This window comes from Pantoea sp. App145, assembly GCF_047947045.1.
Classification (GTDB): domain Bacteria; phylum Pseudomonadota; class Gammaproteobacteria; order Enterobacterales; family Enterobacteriaceae; genus Pantoea.
On the sequence record NZ_CP133290.1, the window covers coordinates 1,870,889 to 1,894,147 of the forward strand.

A 23,259-nucleotide genomic window follows, 5' to 3' on the forward strand; every position below is an offset into this window, starting at 1 on the left:
ACAGACCTTTTAACGATCGCTACTTAGTCTTTTAACTGCTTTGCCAGCCAGTCGCAAATCTGATTTAGCGCTTTGTCGAAACTGCTGAAAACCGGCGCAGCCGGAATCAACAGAGCTTTACCCTGCGCCGAGGAGTTGACAATCATCCGCGCATCCTCTTCGGGGCTAAACAGATCGTTGTTCCAATACGCCGCCAGCATCGGTATCGGCGTACGGCGTCCCAGCAGGCCCTGCACTTTCAGGGAGTAACGATTGAGTTCCGTGCGCAGATTGCTGTCCGGGGTGGACGACATGCCAAGGCGGCTGGCCAGCATATCCATATACATATCCGGCAGCTGGTCCTGACGCTGTTCATCGACAAACACGCCGTGCACCATCGCTCCCAGCGTCGCCACGGCACGCAGGCGCGGCACTTCCAGATAGGCGAGTCGCGTCGCCACATTGGCCCCGAAACGATAACCAAACAACCCCACGCGGGTGTGATCAATCCATGGCACGTTACTCAGCTCACGCAGTACCTGTTGATGCAGCTGGCTGGTGTCCTGGTTCAGCGTCCATTTACTGCTCAGGCCGACCGATGGCATATCCAGCGTCAGCATCGCGATGCCGCGCGGTGCGAGGTAATCGTGGAACAGGCGATAATGGTCAATCTGCAACGAATCCAGGCCACCACATAACATCACCGTCGGATACGGTGCCTGCGCCTGCGCTGGCATATGCAGGAAGCCCGTCACCGGACTGCCGCCACTGATAGGAAAGGTCAGAGTTTTCAGTTCGCCAGCCAGCCGCTGGGTGGCTTCTTCATAGGCATGATTGGCGAGCACCTGAGCCTGATCGGCCAATTCATCGCCTTTAATATAAGGATAAGCCGCAAGGCTGTAGAGGTTTGCTGCATGCAGCCAGTGCTGACCCGCCAGATCATGGTTTTCGCACTGCATCGCTTCCTGCTGCCACATCCCTGCCTGCTTCGTCCACTCGAAGTTCCAGTTACCGCTACGGTAGCCAATCACCGTATCCAACAGGGCATCGCTGGTATGTTCAAGATTGCAGATGGCGATACGCGCCAGCACTTCGCTGATTTCCTGCGGAGACAGGCCACGCCAGGTCCACAGCAGCTTATTCAGCATGCGATACCAGCAATGCTGGGTGTCGCCCTCCAGTGCGGTATGAACCTGGATGGGGTGATGGTGCTCTCGTCGCACCAGAGAGGAGGTTTCAGGGTGTTTGAAACGCGGTTTAAACAGCTCTTCGCTGAGATTTTTGCTGGGCATCGTAAACTCTCTTTCCTGCGGCAGTCACGGCAGGGATCAGTTTACTGCACACTGCGGTGCTGTGCGATATCCAGAAAGCACAACGCCCGGCGAAACCGGGCGTTGTTTGCGTTGCATCAATCAGCTTTTAACGATGGGGGGAATGTAGACCACGCCCATGTCCCACGGCTGTTCAATCCAGGTGTTCTGTGGAATATCGACAATATAGTCGTCTACCAGAGCACGGCCAGCAGGCTTAGCAAAAATGGTGACAAAACGTGCTTTGGGATACATATCACGGATCGCCTGCGCGGTGCCGCCGGTATCCACCAGGTCGTCAATGACCACAAATCCTTCACCATCGCCCTCGGCACGCTTCAGCACGGTCATTTCACGCTGATGATCGTGATCGTAGCTGGAGATGCACACGGTATCGACATAGCGAATACCCAGTTCACGCGCCAGCAGCGATGCCGGAACCAGACCACCACGGCTGACCGCGATGATACCTTTCCACTGTTCCACAGGAAGCAGGCGCTGGGCCAGTTTACGGGCATGGATCTGTAGCATGTCCCAGGTGACGACGTATTTTTCGCTCATAAAAGGAGTCCCGGCCAATTGAAGTTGGCTTAAAAATGTGCAAGGGGGAAAAGGTTGCGCGAGATTATAAGGATCTGTCGCGTTAAAAACCAGCATCTGACGCATCGGTTGCGGCTTTTTAGCGCGGCTGATTACGCACCCTGTCAGAAACAGTGGTATTCTCAGCCCCATCACGTCAGATGAGCTGACGGCGATCTTTCACTGGAACCCCGCGTGCGAGCGGCTCGTCCGCCACGCTGACACAGGAGACGCGTTGTGTCTGAATTGTCGCAACTTTCACCCCAGCCACTGTGGGATATTTTCGCCAAAATCTGCTCCATTCCACACCCGTCTTACCATGAAGAAGCCCTGGCCGAATACATTGTCGGCTGGGCCAAAGAGCAGGGACTTTGGGTGGAACGCGATCAGGTCGGAAATATCCTGATTCGTAAACCCGCTACCAAAGGCATGGAAAAACGCACTCCGGTCGCGCTGCAGGCTCACCTCGACATGGTGCCGCAAAAGAACAATGACACAGTGCATGACTTCACCAAAGACCCGATTCAGCCGTATGTGGATGGCGAATGGGTGAAAGCACGTGGTACCACGCTGGGTGCCGATAACGGTATCGGTATGGCATCGGCGCTGGCGGTGCTGGCCGACAACAGCCTGACACACGGCCCGATTGAAGTGCTGCTGACCATGACGGAAGAATCCGGTATGGATGGCGCCTTTGGTTTACAGCCAAACTGGCTGCAGGCCGATATTCTGATCAACACCGACTCAGAAGAAGAAGGTGAGATCTATATGGGTTGCGCTGGTGGTATCGATTTTATCACCACCCTGCCCCTGACGCGTGAAGCGGTGCCTGCCGGTTATGAATCCCTGCGTCTGACGCTGAAAGGACTGAAAGGCGGTCACTCTGGTGCGGATATCCATCTGGGCCTGGGCAACGCCAACAAGCTGCTGGCACGCTTCCTGGCGGCACATGCGCGCGATCTGGATGTGCGTCTGATCGAATTCACTGGCGGTACGCTGCGTAACGCTATCCCGCGTGAAGCTTTTGCCACCCTGGCTATCGACAGCCACAAAGTGGATGCCCTGAAATCTGCTGCGGCGCATTTCCAGGCCACGCTGCAAAACGAGCTGGGTATTAAAGAAAAAAACATCACGCTGCTGAGCGAACCGCTGGCGCATCAGGGCCACGCGCTGACCACTGACTGCCGCGATCGTTTCCTTAACCTGCTCAACACCACCCCGAACGGCGTGATCCGCAATTCAGACGTGGCCAAAGGCGTGGTGGAAACCTCGCTCAACGTCGGCGTCGTGACCATGGATCAGGACAATGCAGAAATCATCTGTCTGATTCGTTCGCTGATCGATACCGGAAAAGATTACGTGGTGGAAGTGCTGACCTCACTGGGTGAGCTGGCCGGTGCCAGAACCGCGCCAAAAGGCGGTTACCCGGGCTGGCAGCCGGATGCTGATTCGCCGATCATGGCGCTGACGCGTAAGACCTACGAAGCGCTGTTTGGCAAAACGCCGAACATCCAGGTGATCCACGCCGGTCTGGAATGTGGCCTGTTTAAGAAACCCTATCCTGACATGGATATGGTTTCCATCGGCCCAACCATCACCGGCCCGCACTCGCCGGATGAGCAGGTACATGTCGCCAGCGTTGGCCTTTACTGGCAATTGCTGACCTCCCTGCTTAACGTGGTGCCGGAAAAAGCGTAACGCTTTCGTTAAATAACTGACCAGGCTTCGGCCTGGTTTTTTTATGCCTGTTAACAAACCAGCATAATATGCTGACATTTTCCAACCTGACTTCCCTCTTTCACTACACTTCCCGACACCTGCCAGTTTTAGACGCCGTTACACCCAGATGTCTGGATGGCTAATAAGATTTTGTGCTAGCTTATGCGCTTTCGTTTGTTGCCGAGCCTGAATGTTCAGGAAAAAATGCGCCCAATTCTTTCTTTAAAAGGCCCCGTCCATGAGTGCGATTAACCGCCTGGAGATGCGTAATATCTCCATCGCTTTTGGCGGTTTTGCCGCGCTGACCGAGGTGGACTTTGTCACCCACGGCGGCTCGGTACATGCTCTGACCGGAGCCAACGGTGCGGGCAAATCGACGCTGATGGCGGTGCTCTCTGGCGCACACAGCCATTATCACGGCGAGATTCTGCTTGATGACGTGCCCGTCACCATTCGCTCACCGCGTGATGCCAAAAAGCTGGGCATCCATCTGGTCCAGCAGGAAGTAGACGTGGCCCTGGTGCCACAGCTCAGCGTGGCGGAAAACATCCTGCTTGATCAGCTGGCTGAACCGGGTCACGGCTATCGCTGGAGCGAGATCCGTCGTCAGGCACGTGCGCTGCTGGATCAGCTGGAAGTGAATATCGATGTCAAACGTCTGGTGGAACGCTGCTCGCTGGCGGAAAAGCAGCAGATTTTGCTGGCCCGCGCCCTCTCCCATCACTGCCGCTTCCTGATTCTTGATGAACCGACCGCGCCGCTCGACCAGCATGAAAGCGAGCGTCTGTTTAGCGTGGTGCGTCGTTTACAGGGCAATGGCATCGGCGTGGTGTTTATTTCCCACCGCATTCACGAACTGAAAGCGATTTGCGACCAGCTGACCGTGCTGCGCGATGGACGCTTGATCGAAACCGCCCCGATGGCGGCACTGAGCGGCGAACAGATCGTGGAGAAGATGCTCGGCCACCAACTGACCGATGTTTATCCGCCGCGCCGTGAACGTCAGCAACAGCCGTTACTGCTGGCGGTGGAAGGCCTGCATGATGACCAGTTGCTCCAGGATATTTCGCTGCGCCTGCATAAAGGTGAAATCCTCGGTATCGCCGGATTAGCCGGAGCCGGTAAAACCGAGCTGTGCAAAGCGCTGTTTGGTGCCAGCAAAAGCCGCGTCAGCCACGGCGAATTGCATGGCAAACCGTGGCGTCCGCGCTCGCCGCATGACTCGGTGGAAAACCGCATGGCGCTGGTACCGGAAGAACGCCGTAAAGAAGGCATCTTTATCGATGAATCGGTGACGATGAACCTCAGCGTCAGCGCCGATAGCAGTTTTTCGCGCTGGAGCCTGTTCGGCCATCGTCAGGCGTGGCGCTGGGCGGAAGAGGTGATTAACCGCCTCAACGTGCGCACCACCGGACCGGCGCAAACGCTGCGCCGTCTGTCGGGCGGGAATCAGCAGAAAGTGGCGATTGGTAAATGGCTGCGTAATAACGCCGATGTGCTGATTTTTGATGAACCGACCAAAGGGGTCGATATCAAGGCCAAAACCGATTTGTTCCGCCTGATCGACGGATTAGCGCGGGAAGGCAAAGGCATCATCTATGCCTCGGGTGAGTTTTCCGAGCTGGTAGGCCTGTGTGACCGCATTTGTGTGCTCTGGGACGGGCGCATTGTGGCAGAAATGGAAGGACGTGAGGCCACAGAAGAGACGCTTTTGCTTTATTCCACCGGAGGAACCCCTGCGTGAGCAGCAAAGATATAATCCTGAACCCGCAGCCTTCTCTGCGCCATCAGCTGTTTGATTTTCTCTATAAATGGGGCATGTTGCTGACGGTGGTGATCCTGATCGCCGCATTTGGCCTCGCCTCAGACAGCTTCCTTGAGCCCACCAACATCATCAACATTCTGCGCTCCATCGCGATTGTCACAGTCATTGCGATTGGCGTGTCGATTTCGCTGACCATTGGCGGCTTTGACCTGTCTGTCGGCTCTACCGCCTCGCTGGCGAATGCGCTGGTGATTTCGCTGTTCGTCTGGTACGGATTCAATTCCACCGAAGCCATCGTCATCACCCTGCTGCTGTGTACCCTGGTCGGGCTGTTTAACAGCTTCCTGATTGTGATTCTGCGCATCCCTGACATGCTGGCGACCCTCGCGACGCTGTTTGTGGTCCAGGGCGTGGCGATGACCTATAGCTTTGGCGGCTCCATTACCGAAAATATGGTGATGCCGAACGGGGATATGGCGGAAGGTACCATTCCGGCCGGTTTTAACCTGCTCGGCCAGGTCCCCACCATCGTCATCATTATGCTGGTGGTGACCGTGGTGGCACAGCTGGCGCTGTCGCTCACCAAACATGGCCGTCGGATGTATGCCCTCGGCGGCAATCCGGAAGCCGCTCGTCTCTCCGGCATCCGAACTAACCGTTATCGCGTGCTGGCTTATGTCATCTCTTCACTGCTGGCCGGGGTCGGCGGCATTCTGCTGGCTTCGCGTATTGGTTCCTCCCAGGTGAATGCCGGTGGCGGGTACCTGATGGATGCGGTGGCGGCGGCCTGGATCGGCTTCTCGCTGGCCGGTTCCGGCAAACCGAATGCACTCGGAACTCTGGTCGGCGCGATCATCCTTGGCGTGCTGCAAAACGGACTGGTGATGCTTTCCGTGCCCTACTACGCCATGGACATTATTAAAGGCCTGGTGCTGGCTCTGGCCCTGGCGATTACCTATATTCAGCGCCGCTAAGGCGCTTCCCTGAAGAAAGAGAACAACATGAAAAAAATCACCCTTTCACTGCTGGCAGTAGGCCTGCTGAATGTCAGCGCCGCCTTTGCCGACACCGTAGTACCGGTGCCTGCCGCCATCGCTAATCACCAGGGACCGGTGCGTATCGCCATTATCCGTAACCTCGGCTCTGACGATAACACCACCCAGTTTGTTGCCGGTGCCATCCAGCAGGGACGTAAGCTGGGCTTCAAAGTCAGCACCTTCCTGAGCAACGGCGATGACGCACGTTTCCAGGACTTCGTCAGCCAGGCGATCAGCCAGAAATATGACGGCATTATTCTGTCGCATGGCAAAGAACCCTACTCCACCGCGCTGGTAAAACGCATTGCTGATGCGGGTATTAAGGTGTCGGTGTTTGATACCCCGGTTGATACGCCGGTGAACGGCGTGACGGTCACCGCCCAGAATGACGCCTCACTGGCGCAGGAATCCCTTGGTCAGTTGATCAAAGACTTTAACGGCAAGGCGAACATCGTCAAATTGTGGGTCGCAGGCTTCCCGGCCATGGATCGTCGTCAGGTGGTGTATGAAAAACTGATGAAGGAAAATCCGGGCATCCATCAGCTGGAGTCAATCGGTGCGGTCTCTTCTGACGTGCAGGGCGACACTGCGAACAAGATTGGCGCGATTCTGGCGAAGTACCCGAAAGGCAAGATTGATGCGATCTGGGGTTCCTGGGATGCCTTCAGCCAGGGTGCCTACAAGGCGTTGCAGGAGAATGGCCGTACTGAGATCAAGCTGTACAGCATTGACGTCTCCAACCAGGATCTGCAGCTGATGCACGAGAAGAACAGCCCGTGGGTGCAGACTGTGGCAGTCGATCCGAAAACCATTGGCGCAGTGAATATGCGTCTGGTGGCGAATAAGATTGCCGGTGAAAGCACCCCCGCGAGCTACGAGTTTAAGGCTTCCTCGATTACTCAGCAGCAGTTGAACAGCGAGCAGGGTGCGGTAAACGTGGCATCGCTGAGCAAAATCATCCCAGGCTGGGGTGAGAACCACGATTTCGTCGCACCGTGGTTTGCCACGCTGGAAGCGAAGTACGGTAAAAAATAATCCAGGATGTGTAGCGGCGCGATTTATCGCGCCGCTACAGACCCAGCAGCAACTGTCTTTCCAGTTGTGGATTCACCAGCGTCACATGCAGTCCCACCAGCCGGACACCCCGCCCGGCTCGGCGTTCGTCCCAGGTTTTGCGCGCCACCGCAATCATGTCCTCTTTATTCAGCACCGGCCAGATATGCTCCTGGGTCGTCAGCTGGAAATCATTGAACTTCAGTTTTACTCCCTGACGGGCGATTAACTTGTCCGGGCGAATCTGCGTCAAGCGGCGATCCAGCTCCTCGTAGAGATAATCAATGATTTCAAGGCATTGTTCCCAGCTATGAATATCTTCCATCAGGGTACGCTCAACGCCGAGTGATTTACGTTCCCGCTCCACCACTACGCCGCGCTCGTCGATACCGTGGCTGCGTTCCCATAACACCCGGCCAAATTTGCCGAAGCGTTTAAGGAGCTGCGCCAAATCCGCCTGCTGTACATCTCCGCAGGTACGTAGCCCCATCTCCTCCAGTTTTTTCGCCGACACCTTACCGACGCCGGGAATTTTACTCAGCGACAGCGACAGCAGAAAATCGGGCATCGCCTGCGGTGTGATCACGAACTGGCCATTCGGTTTATTCAGGTCGGAAGCAATTTTGGCGAGAAACTTAATTGGCGCGATGCCTGCCGAGGCGGTCAGCTGGGTTTCACGCAGAATATCGGCACGAATCGCCTGCGCCATCAACGTGGCTGATCCCTGGCAATGCGGGCTATCGGTGACATCGAGGTAAGCTTCATCCAGCGACAGCGGTTCAATCAGCGGGGTGTAGCGTGCGAAGATGTCGCGGATTTGGCGGGAGGCATCTTTATAGGCTTCGAAACGCCCAGGCAGCAGGCGCAGGTGGGGGCAGAGTCTCAGCGCTGTGGCGGTGGGCATCGCGCTGCGCACGCCATACTCCCGTGCCGGATAGTTAGCGGTGCTGATCACGCCACGTTGCACTCGGCTGCCACCAATGGCGATCGGGATATCACGCAAAGAGGGATCGTCGCGCATTTCAACCGCTGCAAAAAAGCAGTCCATATCGACATGAATGATCTTACGCATACCCCCTCCAGACACTGGATAAGTATACAGCACTGCAAAATATCAGCAATATTTGTCGGGGCACGCATTAAAGTTTACAAATTTATCGCCGTAATCCCTGAGGTAAATGGCTATTTTCTCAGACACTGGCTTGATTAAACGCCAGACAATGTTAATGTTGCGCTGCGGTAGCGGATATTTCCGATAATGCAATAAGAGACGTTATGCGTCAGAGTTCCTCTTCACTTCAAGGTACACACAGAATGGGCAGAATCGCATTCTTGCTTGCGATGATTTTTATGCCGGTCCTTAGCTGGGCAATCAATCCCGAGCCAGTTAACCCTGAGGCTCCGGTAAGCAAAGAACTAAAAAAACAATTACTTGGCACCCCGGTTTATATTCAGATTTTCAAGGAAGAGCGTACGCTGGAACTGTACGGCAAGATCGGTAATGAATATCGTCTGCTGGATAGCTACCGCATTTGTAATTTCTCTGGCGGTTTGGGTCCCAAGCGCCGCGAAGGGGATTTTAAAAGCCCGGAAGGTTTTTATAGCGTCAAACTGAATCAGTTAAAACCGGATAGCCATTATTATCGCGCGATTAATACCGGTTTTCCGAACCAATTTGACCGTGACAATGGCTACAGCGGCAAATATCTGATGATCCACGGCGACTGTAAATCCATTGGCTGCTATGCCATGACCAACGCCTATATGGATGAGATCTACACCTACGTTAACGCTGCGCTGCGTAACGGGCAGGAAGAAGTGTCGTTAGGCATCTTCCCGTTCCGTATGACCGACAGCAACATGCAGCGTCACCGCTACTCCACTTACGCCAGCTTCTGGCGTCAGTTGCAGCCGGGTTATGCGTACTTTGCGAAGTACCACCAGCCACCGACGGTGAACGTCACCGGTAGCGGCCAGTACGCGGTAAACAGCAGCCCGGCGGTAATGACCGCGCCAGACGCTGCTTCAAAATCATTCCTGGCGCTCTCCCAGGCAAAATAATACCCATTCGCCTGGCACTATCCGGTGCCAGGTTTCATTTCCCGTCAGCGGTTGCGTAGCAATCACCGTCACCACATCCTGCGGCGTAGTCTGCTGCTGAAAATCAATCTCCACATCCTGATCGAGCAGCTTGGCTTTGCCAAACGGCGCGCGACGGGTGATCCAGAACAGATTGGTGGAACAGAACGCCATCAGATAACGTCCATCCGACAGCAGCATGTTAAACACCCCTTTCTGCCGTAACTCCGCCGCCAGCTCCGCGATATAGCGAAACACCGCTGGCCAGTTGCCGGGCGTGCGCGGATAACGCTGAGTCAGTTTATGCAGGATCCAGCAGAAGGCTTTTTCACTGTCGGTTTCCCCCACCGGGCGGAAATGACCGGTCTCCAGCTGACGATAGCCTTTCAACTGACCGTTATGAGCGTAAGTCCAGTTACGGCCCCACAGCTCGCGGGTAAACGGATGGGTATTTTCCAGTGACACTTCACCGCGGTTGGCCTGGCGAATATGCGCCACCACCGAATGTGATTTGATTGGATATTCCTGCACCAGACGGGCAATCGGCGAGTTATAGCTCGGCAACGGATCTTTGAAGGTGCGGCAGCCTTTATCTTCATAAAAGGTGATGCCCCAGCCATCTTTGTGCGGTCCGGTCCCACCACCACGCTGCACCAGCCCGGTAAAACTAAAACAGATATCCGTGGGGACATTGGCGCTCATCCCGAGCAATTCGCACATAGCTACCGCCTTAGTAAAATCCTCCCACCGGCGTGGGAGGAGAAGCCACGACTTACTTCACCATCTCTTTTTCAATCAGCAGCATCAGGATATGGATGACTTTGATATGAATTTCCTGAATGCGGTCAGCATAACCAAAATGCGGCACACGGATTTCAATGTCTGCAGTACCGGCCATTTTGCCGCCGTCTTTGCCGGTCAGGGTGATGACCTTCATCCCCTGCGCGCGCGCCGCTTCCACCGCCTTGATGATGTTGGCGGAATTGCCGGACGTAGACAAGCCAAGCAGCACATCGCCCGGACGCCCCACCGCTTCGATATAACGCGAGAACACGTAATCGTAACCAAAGTCATTGCTGACGCAGGAAAGATGGCTGACGTCAGAGATGGCAATCGCCGGGTAGCCAGGACGGTTTTCACGATAGCGCCCGGTCAGCTCCTCGGCGAAGTGCATGGCATCGCAATGCGAGCCGCCGTTGCCGCAGGAGAGCACTTTGCCACCTGCTTTGAAGCTATCCGCCAGCAACACTGCCGCGCGCTGAATCGCATGGATATTGGCTTCATTGCTGAGGAAATTGTTCAGCGTATCGGCGGCTTCATTAAGTTCTGACCGGATAATGTCCTGATACATAGGGATGTCCTTTAGAGGAAAGATTGACCCCTGCAAGTTTAACGGAATGGCGTGGAGGCGCAAAGCACAGGCGCAGGTGAAAGCCCGGCCCTGAAGGGTAAAAAGCGTGAAGTCGTGTGTCAGATCAACCTATCCCGGCGATTTTGTGAGTTGGGTTGTAATTGTGTTGTAAACAGATTGATAAATTTCCGGCGCTGCTCTAAACCTCTATACATAACAGGTCAGACCTCTTACAACTTACGGAGCGGTTCATTATGCTGGTTGCCTCAATCGTTGCGACGCTGATATTGATTAGCGCCCTCTTCTACCATCAACTTTCCCTGCGTTTCAGCAGCGCTATCCTGCTGTTGTGGACCGCAGCCCTCGCCTTCAGCGGGTTGTGGACGCCCTGGCTGCTGCTGCCGCTCGCCATAATCCTGTTACCCTTTAACCTGTCGGCGATGCGTCGCAGTATGTTTTCGAAGCCGATGCTGCACAGCTTTCAGAAAGTGATGCCGCCGATGTCGCGTACTGAAAAAGAAGCCATCGACGCCGGTACTACCTGGTGGGAAGGTGATCTGTTCCGCGGCAAGCCGGACTGGCAGAAACTGCACAACTATCCACAGCCACGTCTGACAGAAGAGGAACAAACCTTTCTCGATGGCCCGGTAGAAGAAGCCTGCCGTATGGCGAATGATTTTCAGATCACCCACGAAATGGCCGATCTGCCGCCGGAGCTGTGGGCGTATCTGAAAGAACATCGTTTCTTCGCCATGATCATTAAAAAAGAATATGGCGGCCTCGAATTCTCTGCCTATGCTCAGGCGCGCGTGCTGCAAAAACTGGCGGGCGTGTCCGGTATCCTCGCCATCACCGTTGGTGTGCCTAACTCTCTCGGTCCAGGCGAACTGCTGCAACACTACGGCACCGATGCGCAGAAAGATCACTACCTGCCACGACTGGCACGCGGCGACGAAATTCCCTGCTTCGCGCTGACCAGCCCGGAAGCCGGTTCTGATGCCGGAGCCATCCCGGATACCGGCGTGGTGTGTATGGGTGAATGGCAGGGCAAAGAAGTGCTCGGCATGCGCCTGACGTGGAACAAGCGCTATATCACCCTGGCACCGATTGCTACCGTGCTCGGCCTGGCCTTTAAACTCTCCGACCCGGAACACCTGCTGGGCAATACCGAGGAGCTGGGCATTACCTGCGCGCTGATCCCCACCCATACGCCAGGCGTGGAAATTGGTCACCGCCACTTCCCGCTGAACGTGCCGTTCCAGAACGGCCCGACGCGAGGCAAAGATATCTTCGTACCGATTGATTACATTATCGGCGGCCCGGCGATGGCCGGTCAGGGCTGGCGTATGCTGGTGGAATGCCTCTCGGTAGGACGTGGTATCACCCTGCCGTCCAACTCCACTGGCAGCCTGAAAAGTATCGCGCTGGCGACCGGTGCCTATGCGCACATTCGTCGCCAGTTCAAAGTGTCCATCGGCAAAATGGAAGGGATCGAAGAACCGCTGGCACGCATTGCCGGAAATGCCTACGTGATGGATGCAGCAGCAACACTGATCACCAGCGGCATTATGCTGGGTGAAAAACCGGCAGTGCTGTCGGCGATCGTCAAATATCACTGCACTCATCGCGGTCAGCAGTCGATCATTGATGCGATGGATATCGCCGGGGGCAAAGGCATCATGCTCGGCGAGAATAACTTCCTCGCCCGTGCCTACCAGGGCGCACCGATTGCCATTACCGTCGAGGGGGCCAATATTCTGACGCGTAGCATGATTATCTTCGGTCAGGGTGCGATTCGCTGCCATCCGTGGGTACTGGAAGAGATGAATGCCGCGGCGAAAAACGATCTGGCGGCCTTTGACCGTGCGCTGTTCAGCCATATCGGCCATGTGGGCAGCAATAAAGTTCGCAGCCTGTGGCTGGGTCTGACCGGTGGCCGCACCAGCGCGACACCCACCCGCGACGCTACCCGCCGTTATTATCAGCAAATGAACCGCCTGAGCGCTAACCTGGCGCTGCTGGCTGATGTTGCCATGGCGGTGCTGGGCGGCAGTCTGAAACGTCGTGAGCGCATCTCTGCGCGTCTGGGGGATGTCCTGAGCCAGCTTTACCTGGCATCAGCAACCTTAAAACGTTATGAGGACGAAGGTCGTAACGAAGCCGATCTGCCTCTGGTGCACTGGGGCGTCCAGGATGCACTGCATCAGGCAGAAGCGGCCATTGACGACCTGCTGCGCAACTTCCCAAATCGTTTTGTCGCCGGTGCGCTGCGTATGGTGATCTTCGTCGGTGGACATCACTGTCCGGCCCCGTCTGATAAGCTTGATCATAAGCTGGCGAAACTGCTGCAACTGCCCTCCGCGACGCGCACGCGTCTGGGTCGTGGTCAGTATCTGACGCCGAGCGCACACAACCCGGCGGGCCAACTGGAACAGGCGTTACAGGATGTGATGGCAGCGGAAGTGATTCACGATCGTCTGTGCCTGCAACTGAAGAAAAATATTTCCTTCACCCGGCTGGATCAGCTGGCACAACGTGGTTTGAAAGAGGGCTGGATTGACGAAGCCGAAGCGAAGATCCTGACCCGCGCCGAGGCCAGCCGTCTGCGTGCCATCAACGTGGATGAGTTTGCGCCGGAAGCCCTGGCCGTGCCAAAGCCACAAACTAAAACACCCGCACGCGCCAGCGAAGCGGCATAAGCTTCGCGGCACGATCAACAAGCCTCCCTGGCGGGAGGCTTTATTATTTAACTCGCCTGACGGATGCGGGCAATCAACCCATCCGCATCATCAATATGGTTGGCCGCCAGAATCAGCGTGCGCCCCAGCGTGATGCAGTTGCGGATGCACTCGGTACGCATGGCGTCATCGCCAATATTTTTGAAATCAGCGACATGCGACATACCCACGGTACGGCGAATCAACTCGGTGCCGCAGTAACCGATGGTGTCGCTCCACACTTTGCGCAGGAAAGCCGCAGCATAGCCGGGATACGCCAGCGCCACATCGGTGGTTTTGGCCTGTGCCAGTTCGAGGAAACGGCTGGCAAAGGTGCTCCATACCTGATGCACATCGCTCAGGCGACGTTCACGCGCTTCCGCCGCTTCACGCGGGGCCAGCAGACCCGGCAGGCAGCAGTAGTTAATCAGCAGGTTGCCCAGCGCGGTACCGACGTCAAAACCAATCGGCCCGAAGTAGCCAAACTCAGCATCAATCGCTTTCAGGCTGCCATCCGCCACAAAGATTGATCCGCTGTGGATATCGCCGTGCAGCAAGGCTTCGGCATCGGCGAAGAAGCGATGCTTCAGACCGGCCACCGCAATGCGCAGTGCGTCATCGCTGCGCAGGCTTTCCACCAGCGATTGCAGCGCCGCCGGGTATTTATTGCGTTCATGAGCGACGTAAGGATCGTTAAAGAACAGGTCCTCGGTGATTTCACACATTTCCGGGTTAATAAAGCGCGCCACTTCCGCTTTTTTCTTATGCGGATGCAGGATGAAATCCGAGGTATGGAACAGGGTCTGCGCCAGGTATTCGCCCAGCTGGCTGGCGGCCTGCGGATAATACACGCCTTTTACCAGCTCGCCACGCCAGATACGATGGCTGGAGAGATCCTCCATCACCATCACCGCCAGCTCAGCGTCATAATGGGTGACATGCACAGTGTGCTGCGGGCAATGTTTGTAGTGCTCCACCAGCGTCTGCGCTTCAAGGCGTGCGCGGTCAAGGGTTAACGGCCAGGATTCACCCACGCAACGAACATATGGCAGCGCTTGTTTCACCACCACACGGCTGACGCCCTGATTGTCGTAAATCTTGAACACCAGGTTGAGATTCCCATCACCGATCTCCTCGGCGCTCACCAGCGCTGACGGATCGTCCACACCGCCAAATTGTTTTGCATATTCCACAGCATCGGCAGCGGTGAACGTACGGTATTGCGACATTGCCTGTTCCTCGTGAATCGTAAGTAATAAGCCGTTCAGACGTCTATACATCCGTCACGCATGTTGGCACAATAGCCGCCATTAACGCAACAGAGATTTCACACCATGCAAACACTTCGCACAACCAGCCTGGAAATTCGTGATAACCAGCTGTGGATCCTTGACCAGCAGGCATTGCCGCAGCAGAAAAACTGGCTACCCGCGCACAATGTCGCGCAGCTGGTAGCTCATATCCACGCGTTACGTGTGCGTGGCGCACCGCTGATTGGCCTTTCCGCCAGTCTGCTGCTGGCGCTGCTGGCCGAGCAAGGGATGAACAGATCCGGTCTGGCGGAGGCGCTGGAGGTGCTGCGGGCGGCACGCCCGACGGCGGTCAACCTGATGAACAATCTGGACCGCATGAAAGTGGCGCTGGCAGAGAACGATTTTGTCACCGCACTGACGGCAGAAGCGCTGCGTCTGGTGGCGGAAGATAAACAACTGTGCGACAACATCGCCCGCGCGGGGAGCGCACTGGTCACACCGGGCAGCCAGTTGCTGACCCACTGCAACACCGGCGGCCTGGCGACGGCGGGTGTCGGCACTGCGCTCGGAGTGATTGCCCATGCGCATCAGCAGGGCAAAGTGAAAAATGTCTGGGTGGATGAAACCCGCCCGCTGTTGCAAGGTGGCCGCCTTACCGCCTGGGAGCTGGGTGAACTGGGGATTCCTTATCACCTGATCACCGATTCAATGGCCGCCAGCCTGATGGCGCGCGGTGTGGTCGATGCGATTTGGGTCGGTGCGGATCGCATCGCTGCCAATGGCGATGTGGCGAACAAAATCGGCACCTATAGTCTGGCGGTGCTGGCGCATTATCACGGCGTTCCGTTCTATGTGGCTGCACCGCATACCACGCTGGACCGCCTGTGCCCGAACGGAGACGCAATTCCAATTGAACAGCGTGCCGCCAGCGAAGTCACCGGCGTATCCGGCAGTTTTGGCAGCGTGCAATGGGCACCGGAGAATGCCGCTGTTTACAACCCGGCATTTGATGTGACCCCCGCTCAGCTTATCAGTGGCTGGGTACTGGATACCGGCGTGGTGACGCCTGCACAGATTCAGGAAGGTATATTTCAACCATAAATGAAGCACGGTGGTAACGGCGCAATAAATCGCGCCGTTACGAGTCAGCAAATGATCAGGCCAGACGCGGATACGCATCCGCAATGCTGTCGCCGGTGAAATTGGCAATCCAGCCTTCCTGATTATCGAAGATACGGATCGCGGTGAAGTGTGGTTCAGAGCCCATATCGAACCAGTGCGGCGTTCCGGCTGGCACGGAAATCAGGTCCTGTTTTTCACACAGAATCTGATACACCTGACCATCAAGATGCAGGCAGAACAAACCGGAACCTTCGACAAAGAAACGCACTTCATCTTCGCTGTGGGTATGTTCGTTAAGAAACTTACTGCGCAGCGCTTCTTTCTGCGGGTTATCCGCACGCATGCTCAGCACATCCCAGCTCTGATAGCCTTTCTCCGCCACCAGACGATCAATCGCATGCTGGTAGGCGTTAATCACCGTGTCAGAATCCGGGTTGGCACCCAGATCGCGATCGGCCTGCCAGCGTTCAAAACGGACGCCTTTGGCGTTGAGACGCTCGCGAATCGCTTCTGCATCGGTGCTGTGCCACACCGGCTGGCTGGCTTCAGTATCGGTAAAAATGGTCAGTGCACTCATCCTAAATCGACTCCGGGTTAATCTGGGAAAAATCGTTTACCTGACGATGGCGACTTTCGCTATCCGCCTCGCCGCGAATTAATTGCAGGGTGCGCCAGCCCGCTTCAGCCGCCGCGTCCAGCTCCTGGTGAATATCGGACAGAAATAACAGTTCAGACGCATCATGACCGATTTGCTGAGCGATATTGCGGTAGGACTGGCTTTCACGCTTGGCACCGACGCCAGTGTCAAAATAGCCGCTAAACAACGACGTTAAATCACCTTCGTCACTGTAGCCAAATAACAATTTCTGCGCCGCCACCGAACCGGAGGAATATACATACAGCGCTTTACCCTGCTGACGCCAGCGTTCAAACGCCGGCAGCACATCAGGATAGAGATGGCCGGTAAACTGGCCTTCGACATAACCATCACGCCAGATCATGCCCTGCAACGCTTTCAGGCCGGGTGATTTGCGATCCTGATCGATGTAGTTCAGCAGGGTGGCGATCACCTCATCCAGCGAGGCCTCGGGTGCGCCGGATTCCTCACGCACCGCGTCCAGCGCGGCGGCTACGGCCTGCTCCGCCTGATGCCCGCGTACAAAAGTCGCCAGATGCTGACGGGCATACGGGAATAATACGTTGTGGACAAAGCGGATATCGCTGGTGGTGCCTTCAATATCGGTAACAATTGCGCGAATCATCTGGCCTCCAGCAGCCGACGTTGTAGTTCACATTCAAACAAAAATTCCAGCCCTTCCAGATGGCGACGGGCCTCGTTGACGTCTTTACCCCAGCAGGTCAGGCCATGGCCACGTAGCAGAAAACCATAACGCAGTGGCGTTTCAACGGCAAAGGCCGCAATACGCTCAGCCAGGGCATCGATATCCTGGTCGTTATCGAACAGTGGAATCGCCACGGTGTTGAGATGGGTGTCCTGACCGGCGAGCGTTTTCTGCATTTCATAACCGCTCAGCAGCAGCGCGCTGCCCTTCTCCACCCGTGACAACACCGTCGAATTGACAGTATGCGTATGCAGCACGGCACCGGCTTCCGGGAACAGACGATAAATCAGGGTGTGCAGACCCGTCTCCGCCGATGGCTTACGTCCGGACGGCACCTCGTTAGTGGCAATCTCCACCTGAATAAAGTCATCACGCGTCAGGCGGCCTTTATCCTTGCCCGATGCGCTCAGCAGGCAATATTCGTCATCCTGACGTACCGACATGTTACCGCCCGTGGCCGGTGCCCAGCCTTTTGCGCCAATCCAGTGGCAGGCAGCCACCAGCTGTTCCAGTGGAAGAAAATCGGTCATAGCGATGTTGATATCCCGCAGGTTAGTTTGGACGTCTAAGCGTCTCGATTGCCAAATATTAACATCCTGTTTATAGTGGCAGCAACAGAGGGTTAACTCCGCAACGACATTCGCGCTTAAGGCAAAAGATCAATGACGCAGCACAACCTGATTCCCGAGAGCAAATTACCGGCGCTCGGCACCACCATTTTTACCCAAATGAGCGCGCTGGCGCAGCTTCATAACGCGATAAATCTGTCGCAGGGTTTCCCTGATTTTGACGGTCCGCGCTATCTCCAGGAACGCCTGGCGTATCACGTCAGCCAGGGTGCCAACCAGTATGCCCCAATGACCGGTGCATTACCGTTACGCGAAGCCATCGCCGACAAAACGGCTGAACTTTACGGTCATAAACCCGACGTCAACAGCGACATCACCGTCACTGCCGGGGCGACCGAAGCGTTGTACGCCGCCATTACCGCGCTGGTGCGTCCGGGTGATGAAGTGATCTGCTTCGACCCGAGTTACGACAGCTATGCCCCTGCCGTGCAGCTGGCCGGTGGCGTGCTGAAACGCATTGCCTTGCAGCCTCCGGGTTTCCGCGTGGACTGGAACGCATTCCAGAGCCTGCTGAGCGCCAAAACCCGCCTGGTGATTCTGAATACGCCGCACAACCCTTCCGCCACTGTCTGGCGCAAGAGTGATTACGCGCAGCTGTGGCAGGCCATCGCCGCACAGGAAATTTATGTGCTGAGCGACGAAGTTTACGAACACATTTGCTTCGCCGAAGAGGGTCATGCCAGCGTGCTGGCCCATGCCGAATTGCGTCAGCGCGCGATTGCCGTGTCGTCCTTTGGTAAAACCTTCCATATGACCGGCTGGAAAGTGGGTTACTGCGTGGCCCCCGCGGCGATCAGCGCGGAAATCCGCAAAGTGCACCAGTATCTGACCTTCTCGGTGAATACCCCGGCACAGCTGGCGATTGCCGATATGCTACGCGCTGAGCCGGAGCATTATCGTGAGCTGCCCGAGTTTTATCGCGCCCGCCGCGACCGTCTGGTTCAGGCGCTGGCAAAAAGCCGTTTCGAAGTGCTGCCCTGTGAAGGCACCTACTTCCTGCTGGCAGATTACAGCGCGATCTCCGATCTGGATGACGTGAGTTTCTGTCAGTGGCTGACCAAAGAAGTCGGTGTGGCGGCGATTCCGTTGTCGGTGTTCTGCGCCGATCCTTTCCCGCATAAGCTGATCCGCCTGTGCTTTGCCAAACAGGAAGCGACGCTCGACGCCGCTGCGGAGCGTTTATGTCAGCTTTGAAAATTACCGTTTTGCAGGAAACCCTGAGCTGGATGGATGGTGCAGCGAATCTGCGCCATTTCGACGGCGTGCTGAAAGGCATTGAAGGGCGTGATCTGATCCTGCTGCCAGAGATGTTTACTACCGGCTTCGCGATGGAAGCAGCGGAAAGTTCGCTGCCTCAGGAAGAAGTCGTCGCGTGGCTGCACCAGCATGCCAAAACCAGCAATGCGCTGGTCGGCGGCAGCGCGGCAATCCAGACTGAAAAAGGCGCGGTAAACCGTTTCCTGCTGGTTGAGCCGGATGGCACGCTGCATCAGTATGACAAGCGCCATCTGTTCCGCATGGCGAATGAGCATCAGCATTATGTCGCGGGTGAAACGCGCGAGGTGTTTACCTGGCGTGGCTGGCGTATTCTGCCGCAGATTTGTTATGACCTGCGTTTCCCGGTCTTTACCCGCAACCGCAACGATTATGATCTGGCGCTGTTTGTCGCCAACTGGCCCGCGCCGCGTGCGCTGCACTGGCAGTCACTGCTGCTGGCAAGGGCGATTGAGAACCAGGCGTATGTCGCGGGCTGTAACCGCGTCGGCAGCGACGGTAATCAGCACCAGTACAGCGGCGATAGCCGGATTATTTCACCGCTGGGTGACATCCTGGCCGCCGCTGAGCCGTTTGCGCGGGCGCGCATTGATGCTGAGTTGTCGCTGGAGGAGTTGCAGGCATATCGTGAACGCTTCCCGGCGTGGCGCGATGCGGATCAATTTACGTTATAACCCGAACGGATCCCGTAGCGGCGGTTTAACTGCCGCGATAGGTTGACCACGACCACGGGGAAATCAGGAACGGCAGATGATAATGGCTGCCGGTTTCCCCCAGCACAAAATCAATCTGCGCACTGACGTACAACGCATCACGGCCCGCTGCGGCAAAATAATCACCGATTTCAGCAGTCAGACGATAATGCCCCGGCGCTAATGGCTCTGGCGTTAAATCTTTAATCCGCCCGTCGGTATCGGTCTTGCCCTGAGCCAGCGGCAGCCAGCCTTCCGGGCTGTTCTGTTCCAGCGAAATCGCCACACCAATCGCCGGTTTACCCAGCGCCGTATCGAGAATATGCGTGGTGATGGTGCTCATATGATGCTCTCCTTCAGCCGTAACAAAGTAATTTCCCGTAATTGTGCCAGCGCTTCCTGCTGTTCTGTCGCGGCATCATTATTGAGGCGGCGCTGCAACTCCGCCAGCATTTCCTCGCCGCTACGACCTTTGGCACGAATCAGAAATACCCGGCCAAAGCGCTGTTCATAGCGTTGATTACCCGCCAGCATGGCAAACTGCAACGCGCCGTCAGCCTCATTCATGGCTGACTGCTCACTGCGCGAAAACGTGGCTTCTTTGCCCTCGCCCTGGGCTTTCTCACCAATGCGTGGATGGGCACTCAGCGCCTGTTCCAGTTCCGCCCCCTGCCACCGTTGGGCCAGCGCCTCGGCTTCAGCGATCAGCTGGGCGCTATCGGCAAACGGGCGGGCCGCTACCAACGCCTGTTGCCAGGCGGGAATGGCGACACAATGGGCAATCGCCGCCTGAGCCTGCGCGGGTGACAACTGATTAAAGCTCTCCAGATTCATGCCACCACTCCTGTTATGCTCGTGCCAGATCGCACACGGCCTGCAAATACGCCTGCACCCCCAACGCCACATCCGCCGTCTGCACTGACTCCGCCGGATGGTGGCTGATGCCGCGATGGTTGCGCACAAACAACATCCCCACCGGCCAGCGCTCAGCAATGGCTATCGCATCGTGTCCGGCACCGCTTGGCAGCGACAAACTGCGCCCCTGCACCGTTTCCAGCGCATGGCTCAGCGCCTGTTGCAACCGCGCATCGCAGGCAGTCGCAGCAATACGATAATATTCGTCCGCGCTGAAGGTCAGGCCACGGCGTAAGGCGATGGCTTCCGCCTGGGTCAGTAACTGCGACAGCAGACGTGCCAGCGGTTCATCCTGCGGACCGCGCACATCCAGTGACAACTGCACGTCACCCGGGATGACATTCACCGCCCCCGGTGCGCAGTGCAGCGTTCCCACCGTCGCCACCAGCTGCGGATCCAGCTCACGGGTGGTCTGCTCGATAAACACCATCCACTCGGCAGCCGCGGCCAGCGCGTCTTTACGATGCGTCATCGGCACCGTACCCGCATGGCCTGCTTCGCCGGTAAAACGACAATTCAGGCGACGCGCCCCGTTGATGGCCGTCACCACGCCAAGCGCCAGATCTTCCTGCTCGAGGCATGGCCCCTGCTCGATATGCAGCTCCAGATAGGCCGCGATGTCGTTAACATCACGCGCGGCGTCAAGGATGTTCGCTGCATCCAGACCAACATCCTGCATCGCCTGCGCGACAGTGATGCCGTTGCCATCGGGATGAGTGACCCAGCTTTCCGGCCAGCTGCCGGTGATGCCACGGCTGCCCAGCAGGGTAATACCAAAACGTGTGCCCTCTTCGTCGCCGAAGCCAACAATCTCAATCGCCAGCGGCAGGCGCTGCTGGTGATCGTGCAGCCACTGTACGGTTTCAATCGCGCTCAATACGCCAAGCATCCCATCGTAGCGACCGGCGTTACGTACGGTATCGAGATGTGAACCGAGCAGAAGCGCCGGTGCACCCGGCGTGGCAGATTCATAGCGGCCGCAGATATTGCCAACCGCATCCTGCCATACCGTCATACCTGCGGCCTGCATCCACTCACCGACGCGCTGATTAGCACGCATTTGTTCCGGCGAGAGGTAGACCCGCATCAGGCCATCTTCAGTTTCACTGATCTCAGCCAGCGCATCGCAGCGTGCCATGACGCGTGCGGCGGCTGACTGCGCCTCGCTGGCAGTCATCAGGCTTTCACTCATGCGTGGCTCCCGTAATGATCCCAGGCCGCCTGTAGCGCCGCCCCCTGTGTGGAACGGAAGCCCAGATGATTCAGCACCGCTTCCAGCGCCGTCAGGGTTTGCATCACGCAATCTTTGCGCGCGTTGTAGCCCATAGTCCCGATGCGCCAAACCTTGCCGTGCAGCGGGCCAAACGAGGTACCAATCTCAATACCGAAATCCTCCAGCACCCGCTTACGTACCTGATCGCCGTTCACGCCCTGCGGGATCACCACACCCAGCACGTTATTCATCTTATGTTGCAGGTCACCAAAGGTTTCCAGCCCCATGCCCTGAATACCTTTCAGCAGCGCATCGCCATGCAGCTTATGACGGGCGATACCGTTATCCAGCCCTTCCTGCATGATCAGACGCGCGCACTCACGCGCACCAAACAACGCCGTGGTGGCTTCGGTATGGTGGTTCAGACGCTCCGGGCCCCAGTAATCCATGATCATGCCGAGATCGAAGTAATTGGAGTAGATCATCTCGTCCTCGCCGTCCTGATGATCGGCGGTACGGATCCCCTCTTCCACACATTTACGTTTGCGGATCACCGCTTCCATCTGCGGGCTAAGGGTAATGGGTGACGTACCCGACGGACCGCCGAGGCATTTCTGCATCCCCGCCGAAACCGCATCCAGCCCCCAGGCATCGGTTTCCAGCGCGTTACCACCGAGAGAGGCAGTGGCATCGGTGTAGAACAACACGCCATATTTCTGGCAAATGGCACCCAGCTCAGCCAGCGGTTGCAGCATGGTGGTGGAGGTATCACCCTGCACAGTCAGCAGCAGGCGCGGCTTGATACGCTTGATGGCATCTTCGATCTGATCCGGCGTAAACACCTCGCCCCACGGCACCTCAATGGTGTGCACTTCCGCACGGCAGCGGCGGGCAATTTCACACAGCAGATGACCAAAACGACCGAATACCGGCACCAGCACTTTGTCGCCCGGACGGATCGCCGACAGCAGAATCGCTTCGATCCCGGCGCGTGAGGTGCCGTCGATCAACATGGTCCAGCGGTTTTCGGTACGGAATACGCCGCGATACAGCGCCATCACCTCATTCATATAATTCGTCATCGCCGGGTCGTATTGACCAATCAGCTGTGTAGACATGGCGCGCAGTACGCGCGGATCAGCGTTGATCGGCCCCGGCCCCATCAGCAGGCGTTGCGGTGGATTGATTTGCGGAAACTGCGCGATGTCCATGATGAATTCCTTGTTAT

The 23,259-nt window shown here is 56.7% G+C and carries 22 protein-coding genes; 9 read left to right on the plus strand and 13 right to left on the minus strand.

What is annotated here, in order from left to right; all coding sequences use genetic code 11:
• Positions 1-23 precede the first annotated feature (23 nt).
• Together frsA and gpt are read right to left on the minus strand one after the other, a co-directional pair.
• Positions 24-1,271, minus strand: a complete 1,248-nt coding sequence (gene frsA / locus RCF31_RS08625; protein WP_416413064.1) for an esterase FrsA — start codon at positions 1,269-1,271, stop codon at positions 24-26.
• A gap of 120 nt (positions 1,272-1,391) precedes the next feature.
• Positions 1,392-1,850, minus strand: a complete 459-nt coding sequence (gene gpt / locus RCF31_RS08630; protein ID WP_021186168.1) for a xanthine phosphoribosyltransferase — start codon at positions 1,848-1,850, stop codon at positions 1,392-1,394.
• A gap of 255 nt (positions 1,851-2,105) precedes the next feature.
• Between gpt and pepD the strand changes: the two genes are divergently transcribed.
• The 4 genes from pepD to RCF31_RS08650 all read left to right on the plus strand — a co-directional run bounded on the left by pepD (position 2,106) and on the right by RCF31_RS08650 (position 7,424).
• Positions 2,106-3,566, plus strand: a complete 1,461-nt coding sequence (gene pepD / locus RCF31_RS08635; RefSeq protein ID WP_416413065.1) for a beta-Ala-His dipeptidase — start codon at positions 2,106-2,108, stop codon at positions 3,564-3,566.
• A 259-nt stretch (positions 3,567-3,825) separates the two neighbouring features.
• Positions 3,826-5,331, plus strand: coding sequence for a sugar ABC transporter ATP-binding protein (locus RCF31_RS08640; RefSeq protein ID WP_416413066.1), 1,506 nt, complete (start codon positions 3,826-3,828; stop codon positions 5,329-5,331).
• Positions 5,328-6,326: an ABC transporter permease gene (locus RCF31_RS08645; protein WP_299457186.1), complete on the plus strand. Its 999-nt coding sequence runs from the start codon at positions 5,328-5,330 to the stop codon at positions 6,324-6,326. The genes RCF31_RS08640 and RCF31_RS08645 overlap by 4 nt, the downstream gene beginning before the upstream one ends.
• Before the next feature lie 27 nt (positions 6,327-6,353).
• Positions 6,354-7,424, plus strand: coding sequence for a sugar ABC transporter substrate-binding protein (locus RCF31_RS08650; RefSeq protein ID WP_416413067.1), 1,071 nt, complete (start codon positions 6,354-6,356; stop codon positions 7,422-7,424).
• A 34-nt stretch (positions 7,425-7,458) separates the two neighbouring features.
• Here RCF31_RS08650 and dinB read toward each other — a convergent pair whose 3' ends face one another.
• A complete protein-coding gene (gene dinB / locus RCF31_RS08655) occupies positions 7,459-8,514 on the minus strand; it encodes a DNA polymerase IV (protein WP_416413068.1) in 1,056 nt (351 codons plus the stop codon).
• Between the two features lie 242 nt (positions 8,515-8,756).
• Here dinB and dpaA point away from each other — a divergent pair, with 242 nt between their 5' ends.
• Positions 8,757-9,503: a peptidoglycan meso-diaminopimelic acid protein amidase gene (gene dpaA, locus RCF31_RS08660; protein WP_084872968.1), complete on the plus strand. Its 747-nt coding sequence runs from the start codon at positions 8,757-8,759 to the stop codon at positions 9,501-9,503.
• Here dpaA and RCF31_RS08665 read toward each other — a convergent pair.
• On the minus strand, positions 9,474-10,241 hold the full coding sequence (locus tag RCF31_RS08665; RefSeq protein ID WP_084872965.1) for a class II glutamine amidotransferase: 768 nt from the start codon (positions 10,239-10,241) through the stop codon (positions 9,474-9,476). The genes dpaA and RCF31_RS08665 overlap by 30 nt on opposite strands.
• 52 nt (positions 10,242-10,293) lie before the next feature.
• Complete coding sequence (lpcA, locus tag RCF31_RS08670) at positions 10,294-10,872, minus strand: D-sedoheptulose 7-phosphate isomerase (RefSeq protein WP_208714109.1); 579 nt, start codon at positions 10,870-10,872, stop codon at positions 10,294-10,296.
• A 254-nt stretch (positions 10,873-11,126) separates the two neighbouring features.
• On the opposite strand from lpcA, the gene fadE reads away from it, so the two are divergent.
• A complete protein-coding gene (gene fadE, locus RCF31_RS08675; protein WP_416413069.1) occupies positions 11,127-13,571 on the plus strand; it encodes an acyl-CoA dehydrogenase FadE in 2,445 nt (814 codons plus the stop codon).
• Positions 13,572-13,618: 47 nt separating this feature from the next.
• Here fadE and mtnK read toward each other — a convergent pair whose 3' ends face one another.
• On the minus strand, positions 13,619-14,818 hold the full coding sequence (gene mtnK / locus RCF31_RS08680) for an S-methyl-5-thioribose kinase (protein ID WP_416413070.1): 1,200 nt from the start codon (positions 14,816-14,818) through the stop codon (positions 13,619-13,621).
• 105 nt (positions 14,819-14,923) lie between these two features.
• Between mtnK and mtnA the strand changes: the two genes are divergently transcribed.
• Positions 14,924-15,943 (plus strand): S-methyl-5-thioribose-1-phosphate isomerase, encoded by a 1,020-nt coding sequence (gene mtnA / locus RCF31_RS08685; protein WP_416413071.1) that lies wholly within the window; start codon positions 14,924-14,926, stop codon positions 15,941-15,943.
• Between the two features lie 55 nt (positions 15,944-15,998).
• Here the strand turns inward: mtnA and RCF31_RS08690 are convergent, their stop codons facing one another.
• The 3 genes from RCF31_RS08690 to RCF31_RS08700 are packed head-to-tail and all read right to left on the minus strand — an operon-like array spanning position 15,999 to position 17,837.
• Positions 15,999-16,541, minus strand: a complete 543-nt coding sequence (locus RCF31_RS08690) for a 1,2-dihydroxy-3-keto-5-methylthiopentene dioxygenase (RefSeq protein ID WP_299457204.1) — start codon at positions 16,539-16,541, stop codon at positions 15,999-16,001.
• A gap of 1 nt (position 16,542) precedes the next feature.
• Entirely contained in the window at positions 16,543-17,226 is a 684-nt protein-coding gene (gene mtnC / locus RCF31_RS08695; RefSeq protein ID WP_416413072.1) for an acireductone synthase, read from the minus strand.
• A complete protein-coding gene (locus RCF31_RS08700; protein WP_299457208.1) occupies positions 17,223-17,837 on the minus strand; it encodes a methylthioribulose 1-phosphate dehydratase in 615 nt (204 codons plus the stop codon). Before RCF31_RS08700 ends, mtnC begins: the two co-directional genes overlap by 4 nt.
• Before the next feature lie 132 nt (positions 17,838-17,969).
• Here RCF31_RS08700 and RCF31_RS08705 point away from each other — a divergent pair, with 132 nt between their 5' ends.
• Both RCF31_RS08705 and RCF31_RS08710 read left to right on the plus strand, forming a co-directional pair.
• The gene (locus tag RCF31_RS08705) at positions 17,970-19,130 is read left to right on the plus strand and encodes a pyridoxal phosphate-dependent aminotransferase (protein WP_299457210.1); all 1,161 of its coding nucleotides are present in this window, start codon (positions 17,970-17,972) and stop codon (positions 19,128-19,130) included.
• Positions 19,118-19,885, plus strand: coding sequence for an amidohydrolase (locus RCF31_RS08710; RefSeq protein ID WP_416413073.1), 768 nt, complete (start codon positions 19,118-19,120; stop codon positions 19,883-19,885). Before RCF31_RS08705 ends, RCF31_RS08710 begins: the two co-directional genes overlap by 13 nt.
• A gap of 25 nt (positions 19,886-19,910) precedes the next feature.
• Here the strand turns inward: RCF31_RS08710 and uraH are convergent, their stop codons facing one another.
• From uraH to RCF31_RS08730, 4 genes are read right to left on the minus strand one after another with little or no spacing between them, the layout of a single operon-like run.
• Positions 19,911-20,246, minus strand: coding sequence for a hydroxyisourate hydrolase (gene uraH / locus RCF31_RS08715; protein WP_313689667.1), 336 nt, complete (start codon positions 20,244-20,246; stop codon positions 19,911-19,913).
• Positions 20,243-20,737 carry a 2-oxo-4-hydroxy-4-carboxy-5-ureidoimidazoline decarboxylase gene (gene uraD, locus RCF31_RS08720; protein ID WP_416413074.1) on the minus strand — a complete coding sequence of 165 codons (495 nt, stop codon included), beginning with the start codon at positions 20,735-20,737 and terminating at the stop codon, positions 20,243-20,245. Before uraD ends, uraH begins: the two co-directional genes overlap by 4 nt.
• Positions 20,738-20,750: 13 nt before the next feature.
• Complete coding sequence (hpxK, locus tag RCF31_RS08725; protein WP_416413075.1) at positions 20,751-22,010, minus strand: allantoate amidohydrolase; 1,260 nt, start codon at positions 22,008-22,010, stop codon at positions 20,751-20,753.
• Positions 22,007-23,242: a pyridoxal-phosphate-dependent aminotransferase family protein gene (locus tag RCF31_RS08730; protein WP_416413076.1), complete on the minus strand. Its 1,236-nt coding sequence runs from the start codon at positions 23,240-23,242 to the stop codon at positions 22,007-22,009. The genes hpxK and RCF31_RS08730 overlap by 4 nt, the downstream gene beginning before the upstream one ends.
• Positions 23,243-23,259 lie beyond the last annotated feature (17 nt).

Excerpts from the sequence above, each read along its gene's own strand:
- frsA (WP_416413064.1), bottom strand. The coding sequence starts at position 1,271 with ATGCCCAGCAAAAATCTCAGCGAAGAGCTGTTTAAACCGCGTTTCAAA.
- gpt (WP_021186168.1), bottom strand. The coding sequence starts at position 1,850 with ATGAGCGAAAAATACGTCGTCACCTGGGACATGCTACAGATCCATGCC.
- RCF31_RS08640 (WP_416413066.1), top strand. The coding sequence starts at position 3,826 with ATGAGTGCGATTAACCGCCTGGAGATGCGTAATATCTCCATCGCTTTT.
- RCF31_RS08650 (WP_416413067.1), top strand. The coding sequence starts at position 6,354 with ATGAAAAAAATCACCCTTTCACTGCTGGCAGTAGGCCTGCTGAATGTC.
- dinB (WP_416413068.1), bottom strand. The coding sequence starts at position 8,514 with ATGCGTAAGATCATTCATGTCGATATGGACTGCTTTTTTGCAGCGGTT.
- dpaA (WP_084872968.1), top strand. The coding sequence starts at position 8,757 with ATGGGCAGAATCGCATTCTTGCTTGCGATGATTTTTATGCCGGTCCTT.
- RCF31_RS08665 (WP_084872965.1), bottom strand. The coding sequence starts at position 10,241 with ATGTGCGAATTGCTCGGGATGAGCGCCAATGTCCCCACGGATATCTGT.
- lpcA (WP_208714109.1), bottom strand. The coding sequence starts at position 10,872 with ATGTATCAGGACATTATCCGGTCAGAACTTAATGAAGCCGCCGATACG.
- fadE (WP_416413069.1), top strand. The coding sequence starts at position 11,127 with ATGCTGGTTGCCTCAATCGTTGCGACGCTGATATTGATTAGCGCCCTC.
- mtnK (WP_416413070.1), bottom strand. The coding sequence starts at position 14,818 with ATGTCGCAATACCGTACGTTCACCGCTGCCGATGCTGTGGAATATGCA.
- mtnA (WP_416413071.1), top strand. The coding sequence starts at position 14,924 with ATGCAAACACTTCGCACAACCAGCCTGGAAATTCGTGATAACCAGCTG.
- RCF31_RS08690 (WP_299457204.1), bottom strand. The coding sequence starts at position 16,541 with ATGAGTGCACTGACCATTTTTACCGATACTGAAGCCAGCCAGCCGGTG.
- mtnC (WP_416413072.1), bottom strand. The coding sequence starts at position 17,226 with ATGATTCGCGCAATTGTTACCGATATTGAAGGCACCACCAGCGATATC.
- RCF31_RS08700 (WP_299457208.1), bottom strand. The coding sequence starts at position 17,837 with ATGACCGATTTTCTTCCACTGGAACAGCTGGTGGCTGCCTGCCACTGG.
- RCF31_RS08705 (WP_299457210.1), top strand. The coding sequence starts at position 17,970 with ATGACGCAGCACAACCTGATTCCCGAGAGCAAATTACCGGCGCTCGGC.
- RCF31_RS08710 (WP_416413073.1), top strand. The coding sequence starts at position 19,118 with ATGTCAGCTTTGAAAATTACCGTTTTGCAGGAAACCCTGAGCTGGATG.
- uraH (WP_313689667.1), bottom strand. The coding sequence starts at position 20,246 with ATGAGCACCATCACCACGCATATTCTCGATACGGCGCTGGGTAAACCG.
- uraD (WP_416413074.1), bottom strand. The coding sequence starts at position 20,737 with ATGAATCTGGAGAGCTTTAATCAGTTGTCACCCGCGCAGGCTCAGGCG.
- hpxK (WP_416413075.1), bottom strand. The coding sequence starts at position 22,010 with ATGAGTGAAAGCCTGATGACTGCCAGCGAGGCGCAGTCAGCCGCCGCA.
- RCF31_RS08730 (WP_416413076.1), bottom strand. The coding sequence starts at position 23,242 with ATGGACATCGCGCAGTTTCCGCAAATCAATCCACCGCAACGCCTGCTG.